Origin of the sequence: Ralstonia condita, from assembly GCF_958405655.1 — a bacterium.
Taxonomy (GTDB): Bacteria; Pseudomonadota; Gammaproteobacteria; order Burkholderiales; family Burkholderiaceae; genus Ralstonia; species Ralstonia condita.
In genome coordinates, this window is the sequence record NZ_CATYWO010000006.1 from 107,553 (window position 1) to 122,876 (window position 15,324).

15 protein-coding genes are annotated in these 15,324 nt (G+C 63.3%); 12 read left to right on the plus strand and 3 right to left on the minus strand.

Features of this window, described 5'->3' with window-relative positions:
- Positions 1–4: 4 nt before the first annotated feature.
- The gene (locus tag R2N03_RS17580) at positions 5–979 is read right to left on the minus strand and encodes an NADPH:quinone oxidoreductase family protein (protein WP_316659104.1); all 975 of its coding nucleotides are present in this window, start codon (positions 977–979) and stop codon (positions 5–7) included.
- A 210-nt stretch (positions 980–1,189) separates the two neighbouring features.
- Between R2N03_RS17580 and surE the strand changes: the two genes are divergently transcribed.
- Genes surE through rpoS form a run of 4 tightly spaced genes read left to right on the plus strand, consistent with a single transcriptional unit; the run spans position 1,190 to position 4,873 of the window.
- Entirely contained in the window at positions 1,190–1,945 is a 756-nt protein-coding gene (surE, locus tag R2N03_RS17585) for a 5'/3'-nucleotidase SurE (RefSeq protein WP_316659105.1), read from the plus strand.
- Positions 1,946–1,960: 15 nt separating this feature from the next.
- Positions 1,961–2,905 (plus strand): protein-L-isoaspartate(D-aspartate) O-methyltransferase, encoded by a 945-nt coding sequence (locus tag R2N03_RS17590; RefSeq protein WP_316659106.1) that lies wholly within the window; start codon positions 1,961–1,963, stop codon positions 2,903–2,905.
- A gap of 1 nt (position 2,906) precedes the next feature.
- A complete protein-coding gene (locus R2N03_RS17595) occupies positions 2,907–3,734 on the plus strand; it encodes a peptidoglycan DD-metalloendopeptidase family protein (RefSeq protein ID WP_316659107.1) in 828 nt (275 codons plus the stop codon).
- An 8-nt stretch (positions 3,735–3,742) separates the two neighbouring features.
- The gene (rpoS, locus tag R2N03_RS17600; RefSeq protein ID WP_316659108.1) at positions 3,743–4,873 is read left to right on the plus strand and encodes an RNA polymerase sigma factor RpoS; all 1,131 of its coding nucleotides are present in this window, start codon (positions 3,743–3,745) and stop codon (positions 4,871–4,873) included.
- A gap of 27 nt (positions 4,874–4,900) precedes the next feature.
- On the opposite strand, the gene R2N03_RS17605 is transcribed toward rpoS, so the two are convergent.
- On the minus strand, positions 4,901–5,764 hold the full coding sequence (locus R2N03_RS17605; protein WP_316659109.1) for an endonuclease/exonuclease/phosphatase family protein: 864 nt from the start codon (positions 5,762–5,764) through the stop codon (positions 4,901–4,903).
- A gap of 151 nt (positions 5,765–5,915) precedes the next feature.
- Here R2N03_RS17605 and rlmD point away from each other — a divergent pair, with 151 nt between their 5' ends.
- The gene (rlmD, locus tag R2N03_RS17610; protein ID WP_316659198.1) at positions 5,916–7,268 is read left to right on the plus strand and encodes a 23S rRNA (uracil(1939)-C(5))-methyltransferase RlmD; all 1,353 of its coding nucleotides are present in this window, start codon (positions 5,916–5,918) and stop codon (positions 7,266–7,268) included.
- An 88-nt stretch (positions 7,269–7,356) separates the two neighbouring features.
- Here the strand turns inward: rlmD and R2N03_RS17615 are convergent, their stop codons facing one another.
- A complete protein-coding gene (locus R2N03_RS17615) occupies positions 7,357–8,058 on the minus strand; it encodes a Bax inhibitor-1/YccA family protein (protein ID WP_316659110.1) in 702 nt (233 codons plus the stop codon).
- A gap of 368 nt (positions 8,059–8,426) precedes the next feature.
- On the opposite strand from R2N03_RS17615, the gene ndk reads away from it, so the two are divergent.
- From ndk to R2N03_RS17650, 7 genes are all read left to right on the plus strand, one after another.
- Positions 8,427–8,852, plus strand: coding sequence for a nucleoside-diphosphate kinase (gene ndk / locus R2N03_RS17620; protein ID WP_316659112.1), 426 nt, complete (start codon positions 8,427–8,429; stop codon positions 8,850–8,852).
- A gap of 42 nt (positions 8,853–8,894) precedes the next feature.
- Entirely contained in the window at positions 8,895–10,046 is a 1,152-nt protein-coding gene (gene rlmN, locus R2N03_RS17625; RefSeq protein ID WP_316659113.1) for a dual-specificity RNA methyltransferase RlmN, read from the plus strand.
- The gene (gene pilW / locus R2N03_RS17630) at positions 10,043–10,831 is read left to right on the plus strand and encodes a type IV pilus biogenesis/stability protein PilW (RefSeq protein ID WP_316659114.1); all 789 of its coding nucleotides are present in this window, start codon (positions 10,043–10,045) and stop codon (positions 10,829–10,831) included. The genes rlmN and pilW overlap by 4 nt, the downstream gene beginning before the upstream one ends.
- The gene (locus R2N03_RS17635) at positions 10,824–11,897 is read left to right on the plus strand and encodes a RodZ domain-containing protein (RefSeq protein ID WP_316659115.1); all 1,074 of its coding nucleotides are present in this window, start codon (positions 10,824–10,826) and stop codon (positions 11,895–11,897) included. The genes pilW and R2N03_RS17635 overlap by 8 nt, the downstream gene beginning before the upstream one ends.
- A gap of 52 nt (positions 11,898–11,949) precedes the next feature.
- Complete coding sequence (ispG, locus tag R2N03_RS17640) at positions 11,950–13,236, plus strand: flavodoxin-dependent (E)-4-hydroxy-3-methylbut-2-enyl-diphosphate synthase (protein WP_316659116.1); 1,287 nt, start codon at positions 11,950–11,952, stop codon at positions 13,234–13,236.
- Between the two features lie 71 nt (positions 13,237–13,307).
- A complete protein-coding gene (gene hisS, locus R2N03_RS17645; protein ID WP_316659117.1) occupies positions 13,308–14,630 on the plus strand; it encodes a histidine--tRNA ligase in 1,323 nt (440 codons plus the stop codon).
- Between the two features lie 54 nt (positions 14,631–14,684).
- Complete coding sequence (locus R2N03_RS17650; protein WP_316659118.1) at positions 14,685–15,320, plus strand: YfgM family protein; 636 nt, start codon at positions 14,685–14,687, stop codon at positions 15,318–15,320.
- Positions 15,321–15,324 lie beyond the last annotated feature (4 nt).

The following is a 15,324-nucleotide window of genomic DNA, read 5'->3' on the forward strand; positions in this document are numbered from 1 at the left end:
ACACTCAGGGCTGGATGACGACCTTGCCCGTCACCTTGCGTGCGGCCATGTCAAGTAGGGCCTGCGTGGTTTGTTCCAGCGGATAACGCGCCGAAATGTGCGGACGGATCTTGCCTTCCTGCATCCAGCCGAGCATCTGCATCATGTTGGCCAGGTTTGCCTTGGGCTCGCGTCGGGCGAATTCGCCCCAGAATACGCCAACCAGCGACGCGCCCTTGAGCAGCGCGAGGTTCAGCGGCATCTTCGGAATTTCGCCATTGGCAAATCCGACCACAAGGTACCGGCCGCGCCAGGCAATCGAGCGGAAGGCCGGCTCCGCGTAAATGCCGCCGACCGGATCGTAAATCACGTCCGGCCCCTTGCCGTCGGTGAGCTCCTTGATCCGCTCGCGCAGGTCTTCGGTCGAATAATTGATGAGCGCATCCGCGCCATGGTCCTTGCAGACAGCGAGCTTTTCATCGCTCGACGCGGCGGCGATCACGCGCGCGCCGATGGCCTTGCCGATCTCAATGGCCGCCAGCCCGACGCCGCCGGCAGCGCCCAGCACCAGCATCGTCTCGCCGGCCTTGAGTTGCCCGCGATCGACCACCGCATGGTGCGACGTACCGTAGGTGAGCGTGAAGGCGGCCGCCGTATCGAAGGCCATTCCCGGCGGCATTGGCATCACCACCTTCGCCGGTGCCTTGACCTGCGACGCAAAGGCGCCCTGGCCAAGGAAAGCGATGACGTGGTCGCCGGCCTTGACGTGCGCCACGCCCTCGCCAACGGAACGCACCACACCCGCGACTTCCGAGCCCGGCGTGAAAGGCAGTTCCGGCTTGAACTGGTACTTGTTCTGGATGATCAGCACATCGGGGAAGTTCACGCCTGCCGCCTTGACATCGATGACGACCTCGCCGGCGCCCGGCGAGAGGTCCGGCAGCGTTTCGATCACCAGCGATTCGGGCGGGCCCCAGGTCTTGCAGACGACGGCTTTCATGGTGTGTCTCCTGATCAATCTAGTGTTGGATTGTTCGCCATCGCGCGTGCATCGCGCGCGATCTCGTCTGGCAGTGTAACCGAATAAAAGCACGATCGTTCGATTCGGTTTCGTGATGTCGTCGGGCGGATGCGTCGATGGGCTTTCGTCGGTGCGCTCGGCACGCGGGCGGACACGATTTGGGAACGCCGCTCGGTTACAATCCGCGCCATGCATATTCTCATCGCCAATGACGACGGATACCTCGCGCCCGGTCTTGCGGCGCTCCATCGTGCGCTCGCGCCGCTTGGCCGCGTAACGGTGGTGGCGCCGGAACAGAACCACAGCGGTGCGTCCAACTCGCTCACGCTGCAACGTCCTCTTTCGGTGTTCGAAGCCACGGAAGGAGCCCAGAAGGGTTTCCGCTTCGTCAATGGCACGCCGACGGACTGCGTGCACATCGCGCTCACCGGCATGATCGACGAGCGGCCCGACCTGGTCGTCTCCGGCATCAACCAGGGTCAGAACATGGGCGAGGACGTGTTGTACTCCGGCACCGTCGCCGCTGCCATCGAGGGCTACCTGTTCGGTATTCCGTCGATCGCTTTCTCGCAGGTCGACAAAGGCTGGACGCATCTCGATGCCGCGGAGCGGGTCGTCCGTGAAGTGGTGGAGCGCTATCTGGCCGATCCGCTCGACGGTTCCGTCCTGCTCAACGTCAACATTCCGAATGTCCCTTACAGTGAACTGGCGGGATGGCGGGCAACACGCCTCGGCAAGCGGCACCAGTCGCAACCGGTGATCCGCCAGGCCAATCCGCGTGGGGAGCCCATTTTTTGGGTCGGCGCGGCCGGTGACGCAAAGGATGCCAGTGAGGGCACCGATTTTCACGCTGTCGCGAATGGCTTCGTTTCGCTGACGCCGCTGCAACTCGACCTGACCGACACGGCGCAATTGGGCGCGGTGCGCCGCTGGCAAACGTCATGATTGCCCTGGTGGCTCATGTCTGAGCGTCCGCGCGGCCGGCGCTTTCCCCTGACCCTCGACGCCGTCGTTGAGCGTCAACCTGCAGAGCGCCAGCGCGAGACACGGATCTCCTCCGGTGTCAGCGCTGTGCCCAGACCCACGCCCGCCCGTGCCGTGTCCGTTGAGCGTCTGGGGTCTGCGCCTGTGCCGGCGCCCGCGGCGCAGCGCGTCGCTGGCGTCGACGCAACAGTCGGAGCCGTTGCCGCCAGCGCGGTGCAGGCTCGAACGCAGGCAGCCCATGCGGCAGCGGGTGGCATGGCATCGGATCGTGCACGTCAGGCCCTGGTAGGCCGCGTGCAGGCCGCAGGGGTGAGCAGTGCCCGCGTCCTCGCAGCCATTGGCGCTGTCCCGCGTCATTTGTTTGTCGATGCTGGGCTGGCCTCGCAGGCCTATGAAGACTCCGCATTGCCGATCGGCCATCAGCAAACCATCTCTAAGCCCTCGGTGGTCGGCCGCATGATCGAGTTGCTGGTGCGCGACCGACCTGCCCGCCGGGGTGCGCCGCTGGCGCGCGTGCTGGAAATCGGAACAGGCTGTGGTTATCAGGCGGCCGTGCTGTCGCAGCTTGCCGACGAGGTGTACTCGATCGAGCGCGTGCGGCCGCTGCATGAAAAAGCCAAAGCGAACTTGCGGCCACTCCGGGTGCCAAACATCCGGCTGCACTACGGCGACGGCATGCTCGGGCTACCGAAGGCTGCGCCCTTCGATGCCATCATCCTGGCTGCGGCGGGGATGGAGGTGCCGCAGGCGCTGCTCGACCAGCTTGCCATCGGGGGCCGTCTGATCGCTCCCGTGGCGGCCGAACGTAGCGGCGGTCCGGCTCAGCAGCTCGTTCTGATCGAGCGCAGCAGCCGATTCCAGTTTCACAGTACCGCCCTTGAAGGCGTTTTCTTTGTCCCGTTAAAATCAGGAACTGTTTAGCATGTCCACTTCCCGGAGCTTCATGAACCGTCCAAGCCCCGCACGCGCCGGCCGGCTCGCTGTGGCCATGGTGTCGACCGCATTGCTGGCGGCTTGCGCATCCTCCGGCAACCAGGCGCCTGTTCTCGACCGCACCTCGCGTGCCGGCAGCACGACCACCGTTTCGCAGGAGCCGCCACCCCCGGGCTATTATCGGGTCAAGCGTGGCGATACGTTGTACAGCATCGCCCTGCGCAATGGCCAGGCCCCGCGTGACCTGGTGGCCTGGAACAACATCGCCAATCCGAATCAGATCGAGGTGGATCAGCTGATCCGTGTGGTGCCCCCGAATGCCGACGTGAGCAGCAGCGGGGCTGTCGTCACGCCCGTCCGCCCGGCCAACACGACCGCGCAACCCGTCGATTCCGCGCCGGTGACCCCGTCGCCCGCGACTGCGTCCGGGACCGCTGCCGGGGCAAGCGACAGCGCGATTGCATTGGCTTGGCCCGCACGCGGCACGCTCATCAACCGTTTCGATGACAAGGGCAACAAAGGCATCGATATCGGTGGCAAGCGCGGTGAGCCGGTGGTCGCTGCCGATGACGGAAAAGTGATCCACGTCGGACCCTTGCGTGGGTACGGGAATCTTGTCATCATCAAACACAACGACACGTTCCTGACCGCCTACGGTAACAACGACAAGGTTCTGGTCACCGAGCAATCCACGGTCAAGAAAGGGCAAAAGATCGCCGAAATGGGCAGTACCGATGCGGATCGCGTAAAGCTTCACTTTGAAGTGCGCCGTAACGGCAAGCCGGTCGATCCGATGCGTTTCCTGCCGCCTCAATAGAGGAATGCATGCCGCGCCAGAAAGCCGCCACGCCCGCCAGCCCCGCCGATGACAACATCGACGCTGCAGATGGCCAAAGCGCCGCCAATGGGCGCGCGGGGCGGCGTCCGCGCGGCGCGGCGCAGGCTCCCGCGGGAGACATCGAAGTCGTCGATGCATTGATCGAAGACGCACCCGTTGCCGACGCGACCGATCTCAGTGATAACGCTGACGTCGAAGAGTCCGACGAAGACGAGGAAGAATCGGCGGAGGCGGAAGAGCCTGCACCGGAAGAGGATTTTCGCAAGGTGCTGCAGGCAGAGCTTGCGGCCGACACCGTTCAGCACTACCTGAATCGCATCAGCATCAAGCCACTGCTGACGCCGGCCGAAGAACTGCATTTCTCGACACTGGCCAAGGCGGGCGAATTCACTGCGCGGCAGGTCATGATCGAGCGCAATCTGCGCTTGGTGGTGAGCATCGCAAAGGGTTATCTGAACCGCGGTGTCCCGCTGCTCGATCTCATCGAAGAGGGCAACCTTGGCCTCATGCACGCGATCGAGAAGTTCGACCCTGAGCGCGGATTCCGCTTCTCGACATATGCAACGTGGTGGATTCGCCAGAGCATCGAGCGCGCAATCATGAATCAGGCGCGTACGGTGCGATTGCCCGTGCATGTGATTCGCGAACTCAACCAGGTGTTGCGTGCCAAACGCCATCTGGAGAAGAGCGGTGTCGACGGCCGTGACGCGAGCCTGGAAGACATCGCCCACCTGCTCGGCAAAACGACTGACGAAGTGCAGGACGTGCTCTCGCTCAACGAGCACACGACTTCGCTGGATACGCCTTTCGATCTTGATCCAGGTACGAGCCTGCTCGATTTCCTGTCGGACGAACATGGCGCCTCGCCGGATCAGGAGGTCGCGCATCGCGAGCTGTCGCACCTGATGAAATCGTGGCTTGCGCGGCTGTCGGATAAACACCGCTACGTGGTCGAGCGCCGCTTTGGTCTCAACCACATCGAGCCTGCGACGCTGGAAGAATTGGCTGCCGAGATGGGCCTCACGCGTGAACGCGTTCGCCAGATCCAGCAAGAGGCGCTGGTCAAGCTCAAGCGGCATTTCGCCTCGCAAGGCGTACGGAAAGACGCGGTGCTGTAAGACCCCGCTGCTCGTCTTCTTTATCCCTCAATCGTTTTTCAGTTCAAGCAGCATTGGTTGATGGTCCGATGCCTGCGTGGCGCCGTTCACCTCGACGCGCAGCAAGCGTTCTCTCAGCGGTTCGCTGATCAACATGAAATCGCATGCGTAGGCGGGCTCGGCCCAGCCGGCGCGGTCATGCACGCCGAAGGTGGGCGGCTGCGGCGTCGACCCATGAGCGACCTGCCATGCGTCGTGCAATGAGGGTTCCTGCGCGAACGGACCGGTGGCCAAGTGCTTCGGCGCCGAATCCGTTCTGCAGTTGAAGTCGCCGCAGATGACGGTCGCCATGGTTTGCGCGAGCGGCCGGAAGGGGCCATCTTCCGGTTCGGGGCCAAGGATGGGCGGGTGGGCTGCTCGGGCGCAGCCTTCCGCGTGGATGGCGCGTAGCGCGTCAACCTGCGCAAGCCGCTGAGGTTCCGAGTAATACTCCAGATGCGTCGTGATGACGCGCAGCGGGCCAAACTGGGCCTGCAGAACCGCCTCGATGGCCATGCGGGGCATCGTCGGCGTCGTATCCGGCGGGCAAGGGAGCGCGTGGCGGATGACGTACAGCACGGGCAGTCGTGTAGCGATGGCGTTGCCGAGGCGTTGTACGCGCGTGCCGTCGCCGCGTTCGAGCGCGAAGCCCCCGATCACGGTGTACTGCGCGCCAAGTGCGTTCGCGATTTCTCCCCATTGATTGACGCCCGGGTGACCGGGGAGGCTGCCGAAGCCGGCGGTCACCTCCTGCAGGCACAGCACGTCAAGCTTCCCCATGGCGCTTGCTTCGCCGAGTTGGCGTGCGAGGTCAACGCGCCCGTCGGCGCCGCGGCCCCATTGGATGTTCCACGTCAGGATGATGGTGCCCATGCTGGCCCTCCGGTGTCTTACAATGCCGCCCTTGTCCCCAATTTTCCCAGGCTCGCCCGTGTCTCAAGCTGCATCCAATGTCACGCCTTCGTCTTCTGATCCAGCAGCCGCTGAGCCAGCCAAGGTGTCGCGGGGCCGCAGGAAGCCCGAGATGCCTGTGGCGGGCCCGCTGGAGATTGTCTCCCTCGACAGCGAGGCGCGCGGTGTCGGTCGCCTGGTCAACGAAGACGGCACGCCCGGCAAGGTTGTTTTCGTGGAAGGCGCGTTACCGGGCGAGCGGGTGATGTATCGCACCCATCGTGCCAAGCCGTCATACGAGCAGGCGAGTGTGGTGACTATTCTGCGCCAGTCCGCTTCGCGCGTGAGGCCACCATGCAAGTTCTTTGGTGTCTGTGGCGGCTGCTCGATGCAGCATCTGGACTCTCGAGCGCAGGTTGCCATCAAGCAGCGTGTCCTGGAGGATGACCTGTGGCACCTCGCCAAACTGCGGCCTGATGTCGTGTTCAGGCCGATCGCGGGGCCCGATTGGGGTTACCGTTATCGCGCCCGCCTGACGGTGCGGCATGTGGCGGCCAAGGGTGGTGTGCTGGTCGGTTTTCACGAGCGCAAGAGCAGCTATGTCGCCGACATGACTTCCTGCGAGGTGTTGCCGCCGCATGTGTCGGCGTTGCTGGTGCCGCTGCGCGAATTGGTGGGGCGCCTGTCGATCGTGCAGCGCATGCCCCAGATCGAACTGGCAGTCGGTCAGGATGTGACGGCGCTGGTGCTGCGCAATCTGGAACCCATTACGCCCGCCGATGAAAACGAACTTCGAGCGTTCGCTGATCAGCATGACGTGCAGTTCTGGTTGCAGCCTAAGGGGCCAGACACGGTCTACCCGTTCTATCCGCTTGACCGCCAACTGACCTACACGTTGCCTGAGTTCGGTATCACGATGCCGTTCAAGCCGACGGACTTTACCCAGGTCAACCACCAGATCAATCGCGTGTTGATGTCGCGCGCGTTGAAGCTGCTGGACGCGCAGCCTGCCGACCGCTTGCTCGACCTGTTCTGCGGCATTGGCAACTTCACGCTGCCGATGGCGACCCGGGCCCGCGAAGTCATGGGCATCGAGGGCAGCGAGGCGCTGACCACCCGTGCGCTTGCCAATGCCAAGCACAACGGACTCGATTCGAAGACGACGTTTGCGTGCCGGAACCTGTTCGAAGTGACGGCTGACGATATTGCCGCGTTGGGCAAGTTCGACCGCTGGTTGGTCGACCCGCCGCGCGAGGGGGCGCTGGCTGTGTCCAAGGCGCTGGCGGAGTTGGCCCAGCGTGGTGGCGACGCAGCAGCGCTGCTGCCGCGTCGCATCGTCTACGTGTCATGCAATCCGGCCACGCTGGCACGTGATGCCGGTCTGCTCGTGCACGAAGCCGGTTATCGGCTGGCGGGGGCGGGTGTGGTGAACATGTTTCCGCACACGTCGCATGTGGAATCAATGGCGGTGTTTGAGCGGAATTGATGGCGGGCTCCGCGCAGCCGACAAAAAAACCGGCGCTTGGTGCGCCGGTTTTTCTTTTTTGCTGTGCCGCCAGCGGCGCAGCGCGACGTCAGTCGCGATTGCCGCCGAAGATTCCGAGGATGGCGAGCAGGTTCGTGAAGATGTTGTAGACGTCCAGGTAGATCGCCAGGGTAGCGGTTACATAGTTGGTTTCGCCGCCATTCACGATGCGTTGCACGTCGAACAGGATGTAGGCCGAGAAGATCGCGATGGCCAGCACCGAGATCGTGAGCATCATTGCCGGCAGTTGTAGCCAGATGTTGGCCACCGAGCCGACGATCAGCACCAGCACGCCCATGAACAGCCATTTGCCCAAGCCCGAGAAGTCGCGCTTGCTGACCGTGGCGACCGTAGCCATCGCGCCGAAGATGATGGCCGTGCCGCCAAAGGCAGTCATGATGAGCGAGGCGCCGTTCGAAAAACCGAGAATCATCCCGATGAGGCGCGACAGCATCAGGCCCATGAAGAACGTGAAGCCGAGCAGCAGGGCGACTCCAAGGCCGCTATTCTTGAAACGCTCAATGGCGTAGAAGAAGCCGAAGGCCACGGCCATGAACAGCACGAAGCCCATGAGCGGGTTGCGTGCCATCAGGTTGAAGCCTGTGGCGACGCCAATCCACGCACCGAGGATGGTGGGGATCATGGAAATTGCGAGCAGCCAATACGTATTGCGCAGCACGCGGTTGCGGACGGCCAACGCGCCGGCGGTGCCGGAAGCGCCAAAACCGTACGTGTTGAGTTGGTTGTCCATGCGAACTCCTTGGGTAGATGACATTGCAGACAATGTGACGACACACCGAATGTGGCATCCGGAGGTTGCTTTTGCAAGCCACATCGTCCCTCTTTGGAGGGACAGGATGCCACGCGGTTCCTGCGTTCGGGGGAGGATCCTGCGCAAAAACGCCGGTTTGGGGTGATTTTTTGTGCGCTCAGTAAGGCGATCCTAAGGCCGTGCAGCCCCAGGCACGCGTACCGCTGCGGCGGGTGATCTTGGCGGCGCCTTCCGCGCCTGCCAGGCATTGGCCTGGGTTGCACCGCCTGAGATTCAATCCGGCCCCGCCCCGTGCTAGAATCCGACGTTTATCTTTGACGTAACACCTTCATTTTTTGGAGTTTTTGATGGCGATCGAACGCACTCTGTCGATTATCAAACCGGATGCCGTGGCCAAGAATGTCATCGGCCAGATCTATGCCCGCTTCGAAGGCGCTGGCCTGAAGATCGTCGCTGCCAAGATGATTCACCTGTCGCGCGCAGAAGCCGAGCAGTTCTATGCTGTGCACAAGGAGCGCCCGTTCTTCAAGGATCTGGTCGACTTCATGATCTCGGGTCCGGTGATGGTGCAAGCGCTGGAAGGCGAAAACGCGATCGCCAAGAACCGCGACCTGATGGGCGCAACCGATCCGAAGAAAGCCGAGAAGGGCACGATCCGCGCCGACTTCGCCGACAGCATCGACGCGAATGCCGTGCACGGCTCCGACGCTGCCGAGACGGCCGCCGTGGAAGTGGCTTTCTTCTTCCCGGGTCTGAACATTTACAGCCGCTGAGCGTCAACACTGAACCACGTTGGCGGTTTCGGGTTGCAAGTCATGAACGATATGGTGAATCTCCTCGATTTCGACGCACAGGGCCTGCTCGCATACTGCGAGAGCCTGGGCGAGAAATCATTTCGCGCCAAGCAATTGCAGCGCTGGATTCACCAGTCGGGCGCATGTGATTTTGGCGAGATGACCGATCTCGCCAAGTCGCTGCGCGAAAAGCTTGCGACCCGCGCCACCATTCAGGCACCGGCGGTCATTTCCGATCATCTCTCGTCTGACGGTACGCGCAAGTGGCTGGTCGACGTGGGGCAGGGCAATGCTGTCGAGACGGTGTACATCCCCGAAGAGACACGCGGCACCTTGTGCGTGTCGTCTCAGGCGGGATGCGCCGTCAACTGCCGCTTTTGTTCGACGGGCAAGCAAGGCTTCTCGCGCAACTTGAGCACGGGCGAGATCGTCGGCCAACTGTGGATGGCTGAATTCGCCATGCGCAAGCAGCTTGGTCGCGGCCCCAAGGATGATCGCGTCATCACGAACGTCGTGATGATGGGCATGGGTGAGCCCCTGCTGAACTACGACGCGGTGGTGCCGGCGTTGTCCCTCATGCTGGACGACAACGCGTATGGGCTATCGCGCCGTCGTGTGACCGTGTCCACCTCTGGCGTAGTGCCGATGATGGATCGGCTATCGCGCGATCTGCCGGTGGCGCTTGCCGTGTCACTGCATGCGTCAAACGATGCGCTGCGCGACGTCCTCGTGCCGCTCAACAAGAAGTATCCGCTGGCCGAACTGATGGCGGGCTGCCGCCGCTACCTCGAGTTTGCGCCACGCGATTTCATCACCTTCGAATATTGCATGCTGGACGGCGTGAACGACACCGTCGAGCACGCCCGCGAACTGCTGCGCGTCGTTGCCGACGTGCCGTGCAAGTTCAACCTGATCCCGTTCAACCCATTTCCCGAATCAGGGCTGAAGCGCTCGAACAACGAGCAGATCCGTCGTTTCTCGCAGGTACTGCTCGACGCAGGCATCGTCACCACCATCCGCAAGACGCGTGGCGATGACATCGATGCGGCTTGCGGCCAGCTGGCGGGCGAGGTCAAGGATCGCACCCGCCTGGCCGAGCGCGGGAAGTTCGGCAAAATCGTTCCGGTCCCGGTGGTCGAGGCCGAATCCACACAACGTATGGGTACCGCATGAAGCGTTGGTCGACTGCTGTCAGTCTGGTCTTCACGCTGGCAGCCGCCGGGTGCGCATTGCCGCCGCCGGCCCAGACGCAAGACGTCAAGACGCCCATTTCCGAACAGGCTGATACAGGCCGTCGCGCAGCGATCCGGCTGCAGCTGGCGACCCAGTATCTCGAGGCCGGGCAGGCCGCCACGGCGCTTGACGAGGTCAAGAGCGCCATGGCGATCGATCCGAACGTGCCGGGGGCGTACCACATCCGGGCGCTGGCCTACATGAACCTGGGTCAGCACGAGCTTGCCGACTACAGCTTCCGCCGTGCTTTGGCGGTTACCCCGCAGGATGGGGACCTGTTGAACAACTACGGCTGGTTCCTGTGCTCGCAGGGCGGGAAGCCCGCGCAGGGAATGACGATGCTGCGCCAGGCCATCGAGACGCCTGCTGCCGGCAGCCCGGCCAAGCCTTGGACAAACCTCGGCGTCTGCCAGATGCGGCAGGGTGACTTGGACGGCGCGGAGAAGAGTCTCACGCGCGCCACGTACATCGACGCCAATAATCCGCTGACCAACGTGACGTTGGCGGAACTCTATTACAAGCGCCGCGAATACGCGCGCGCCATGCCGTTCATCGAACGGGTCAACAGTCGCAGTCCGAGCGCCGAAAGCTTATGGCTCGGCGCCCGTATTGCGCGTCGTCTGGGGGATGTCTCCCAGCAGAATGCATGGAGCGCGCAATTGCAGCGCCGATTCCCCAACGCGCCCGAAGAGGCGGCTTTCGAACGAGGAGCCTGGGATGATTGACCGTGACGTGGCGAGCGCTGATGCCCCGTCTCAAGGGGGAACGCCTGCTTCGAATGCGCCGGCATCCGCGTCGCCGGAGCGCGACAGCGCGCTGCGCGAAATTGCCGAGCGACTGCGTGACGGCCGAGAGCGTCAACGTCTGACAGTTGAGGATCTGGCCACGCGCCTGAAAGTGGCGCCGGGAAAACTGCGGGCGGTGGAATCGGCGGATGTCGGAGCATTGCCTGACATGACTTTCGCCAAGGGATTGATCCGTGCGTATGCACGTGCGCTGCAGGTTGATGTGGATGATCAGTTGGCACGCCTGAATGCGCGCGTCCCTGTGACCACGATCGGCTTGCGGCCGGAAGGCGGGTTGGGGGAGTCGTTCTCCGACAGGCCGAGTTTTGCCAAGCGACGTGGCAGCCGGGGCTGGCTGATTGGAGCGCTGGTCGCCGCTGTTGTGGTGGGTGCTACGTTGGCCGGCATGGACCGGCTGAAGCAGTGGCTGGCCACGCAGACGGCCGTCACGCAGACCGCGGGGCCTGCAGCAAGCGAGGCCGCGTCTGCGGAACAGCAGGCGCCGTCTGAGACGGCACAGGCGCCTGCGACTGTTCAGTCGGAAGCGCCCGCAGCATCGATGCCGGTCCCGCTGACGCCCACTGCGCCGGCTGCTCCAGCCTCGGGCGTGGTGACCGCGCCGCTGGTTGTCCCGCCAGTGCTGCCTCGGTCGGATAACAACGCGGCCTCGGCGCCTGCCGTCGCCGCTGCGGATGTGAAACCTGCATTGGTTGAGGTGGACACTCCGGCCGCCACGACGGCCAAGCCCGCCGAATCGTCGGCCAGCGGCGGTACCGTCTCGGTGCGGTTTTCCGGTGCCTCCTGGTACGAGATCAAGGATAAGTCCGGCAAGACACTCGCCAGTGGTCTGTCCAAGGAAGGCGAATCGCATGACCTCACCGGCATGCCGCCCTTCAAGGTCGTCTTCGGCAATGCCGAAGCGGTCGACGCGTTGACGGTGAACGGTGCATCCGTCGACATCCGCAAGTACGCCCGCAATCGCGTGGCACGGGCTATCCTGCCCTGAACCGTTTTGTTGAATGGTGCGGCGCCCTTTTGGCGCGGCACCCTGCATGATCATGGAAACCTCCACGCCTCTCGATTGCGCTCCCGCCTTGGTAGGCCCGCTGCCGCGCCGGAACTCGCGTGCGGCAGAAATCCGCTGGGGTGGACGCATTGTGCATGTGGGCGGCGATGCGCCGGTCTGCGTGCAGTCGATGACGAACACCGACACGTCGGATGCCATCGGTACGGCGGTTCAGGTCAAGGAACTTGCGCGGGCCGGCTCCGAGCTTGTGCGCATTACCGTCGACACACCGGCTGCCGCGGCCGCAGTGCCGGCCATTCGGGAGCAACTGGATCGCATGGGGGTCGATGTACCGCTGGTGGGGGACTTCCACTACAACGGTCATAAGCTGCTCCAGGACTATCCGGAGTGCGCGCAGGCGCTGTCGAAATATCGAATCAATCCCGGAAACGTGGGTCAGGGTGCGAAGCGCGACACGCAATTCGCACAGATGATCGAGATTGCCTGCCGCTATGACAAGCCGGTGCGGATCGGTGTGAACTGGGGCAGCCTCGATCAGGATCTGCTTGCCCGCATCATGGACGAGAACGGCCGCCGTGCCACGCCGTGGGATGCCCGCACGGTGATGGTCGAGGCGCTGATCACGTCGGCGATCCAATCGGCACAGAAAGCGGAAGAGCTGGGTTTGCCTGGCAACCAGATCATCCTGTCGTGCAAGGTGTCTGCGGTACAGGATCTGATTGCGGTCTACCGGGAGCTGGCGCGGCGCTGTACCTACGCATTGCATCTCGGCCTGACCGAAGCCGGCATGGGCAGCAAGGGGATTGTCGCGTCGACGGCCGCGCTGTCCGTGTTGCTGCAGGAGGGCATTGGCGACACGATCCGCATTTCGCTCACGCCCGAACCGGGCGCCCCGCGGGAGAAGGAAGTCATCGTTGCGCAGGAGATCCTGCAGACGATGGGCCTGCGCAATTTCACGCCGATGGTCATCGCGTGCCCGGGTTGCGGCCGCACCACCAGCACGGTGTTTCAGGAACTGGCGGCGCGCATCCAGTCCTATCTGCGAGAGCAGATGCCGACGTGGAAGCAGCAGTACCCTGGCGTCGAAGAAATGAACGTCGCGGTGATGGGCTGCATCGTCAACGGACCGGGCGAAAGCAAGCACGCGAATATCGGCATTTCGTTGCCGGGTACGGGTGAATCGCCGGCAGCGCCGGTGTTCGTCGACGGCGTGAAGGTGAAGACGCTGCGCGGTGAGCGCATTGCCGAGGAATTCCAGGCGATTGTCGACGAGTACGTGCGCACGCATTACGGTGCGCAACCCCCGGTGACGGCCTGAGACGGCATCCGGTTTCATAGCAAGCATCCATAAGCCGGCCTGCAGAAGAGGCCGGCTTTTAACGTGACATCATGAGCGAATCCAAACAACTACGGGCGCAAAAGATCGCGGGCGTCAAGGGCATGAACGACCTGTTGCCCAGTGATGCCCCGCTCTGGGAGCATTTCGACAATGCCGTGCGCAGCATGCTGCGCGCGTACGGCTATCAGCAGATCCGCACGCCCATCGTCGAGCAGACACAGTTGTTCGTGCGCGGCATCGGCGAGGTGACGGACATCGTCGAGAAGGAGATGTACTCCTTCACTGACGCGCTGAACGGCGAGCAACTGACCATGCGCCCTGAAGGCACGGCCGCCGCGGTGCGTGCCGTGATCGAACACAACCTGCTGTACGACGGCCCGAAGCGCCTGTGGTACACGGGCCCGATGTTCCGCCATGAGCGGCCCCAGCGCGGTCGTTATCGTCAGTTCCACCAGGTTGGCGTGGAGGCGCTTGGCTTTGCAGGCCCGGACATCGATGCCGAAGTCATCCTGATGTGCCAGCGCCTATGGGACGATCTCGGTCTCGTCGGCCTGAAACTGGAGCTGAATTCGCTTGGCCAGGCGGAAGAGCGCGCCGCACATCGCGCTGATCTCATCCAGTATCTGGAAGGCTTCCAGGACATTCTGGACGAAGACGGCAAGCGCCGCCTCTACACCAACCCGCTGCGCGTGCTCGACACCAAAAATCCTGCGCTGCAAGAGATGGCCGCAGGCGCACCCAAGCTCATTGATTACCTGGGCGAGGAGTCGCGCGCGCACTTCGAAGGGGTGCAGAAGCTGCTCAAGGCCAATAACATTCCGTTCACCATCAACCCGCGTCTGGTGCGTGGACTGGACTATTACAACCTCACCGTGTTCGAGTGGACGACCGATAAGCTCGGTGCGCAAGGCACGGTGGCGGGTGGCGGACGCTACGATCCACTGATCGAGCAGATCGGTGGCAAGCCCGCACCAGCATGCGGCTGGGCGATGGGCGTCGAGCGCATCATCGAACTGCTGCGCGAAGAGAAGCTGGAGCCGGAAGCGCAAGGCTGCGATGTTTATATCGTTCACCAGGGAGACGAGGCGCAGGTCCAGGCGCTGGTGGCGGCCGAGCGGCTGCGTGACGCGGGTCTGGACGTCATTCTTCACGCTTCTGCGGAAGGGCGTAATGGCAGCTTCAAGTCCCAATTCAAGCGCGCGGACGCGAGTGGTGCATCCTATGCGGTTATCATTGGCGACGATGAAGTCGCCCAAGGTGTGGTGCAGATCAAGCCGCTGCGCGGCGCCCCGAATGCCGACGCCCAGCAGTCTGTGCCGTCCGACCAGTTGGTCGATCGCCTGATCGATGCCATGGTGGCCAGCAGCGACTGACCACGGTTTTTCCATTCCGCGACTCAACCCCAAATACCTCAAGCTCCGCAAAGCATGGCCTACGATCTCGAAGAACAGGAACAACTGGAGAGCCTCAAGCACTGGTGGCGCGATAACGGCAACGCGGTGACGTGGGTTGCCATTGTGGTACTGCTGGCGATGGCCGGCTGGTTCGGCTGGAAGAACTGGCAGCGCAAGCAGGCCGGCGAGGCATCGGTGCTGTACGAGCAAGTGCAGAAGGCGGTGGAGGGCAAGGACGCCGAGAAGCTCAAGCGCGCGGCCACCGACATGGAAGACAAATTCGGCGGCACCGCCTATGCGCAGATGTCTGCGCTGGCTGCGGCCAAGGCGCTATATGAAGCGAACGATGCGGCCGGCGCCAAGGCCCAGTTGCAATGGACCATCGACCACGCGCGCGATGACGAGTACAAAGCGCTAGCCAAGTTGCGCCTGGCGGGGCTGCTGCTTGACGAGAAAGCCTATGATCAGGGCCTCGCGCTGGTGTCCGGCGAAGTTGCCCCTGCCTTTGCGGCGCTGTATGCCGATCGCCGTGGCGACCTGCTCGCCGCGCAGAACAAGGCGGAAGACGCGCGCGCAGCCTACAAGCTTGCGCTGGAGAAGTTCGGCCCGGCAGACGCTTCGGCGCGCCAGATCGTGCAGTTCAAGCTGGATGCCCTGGGCGGCGCCTGAGCAG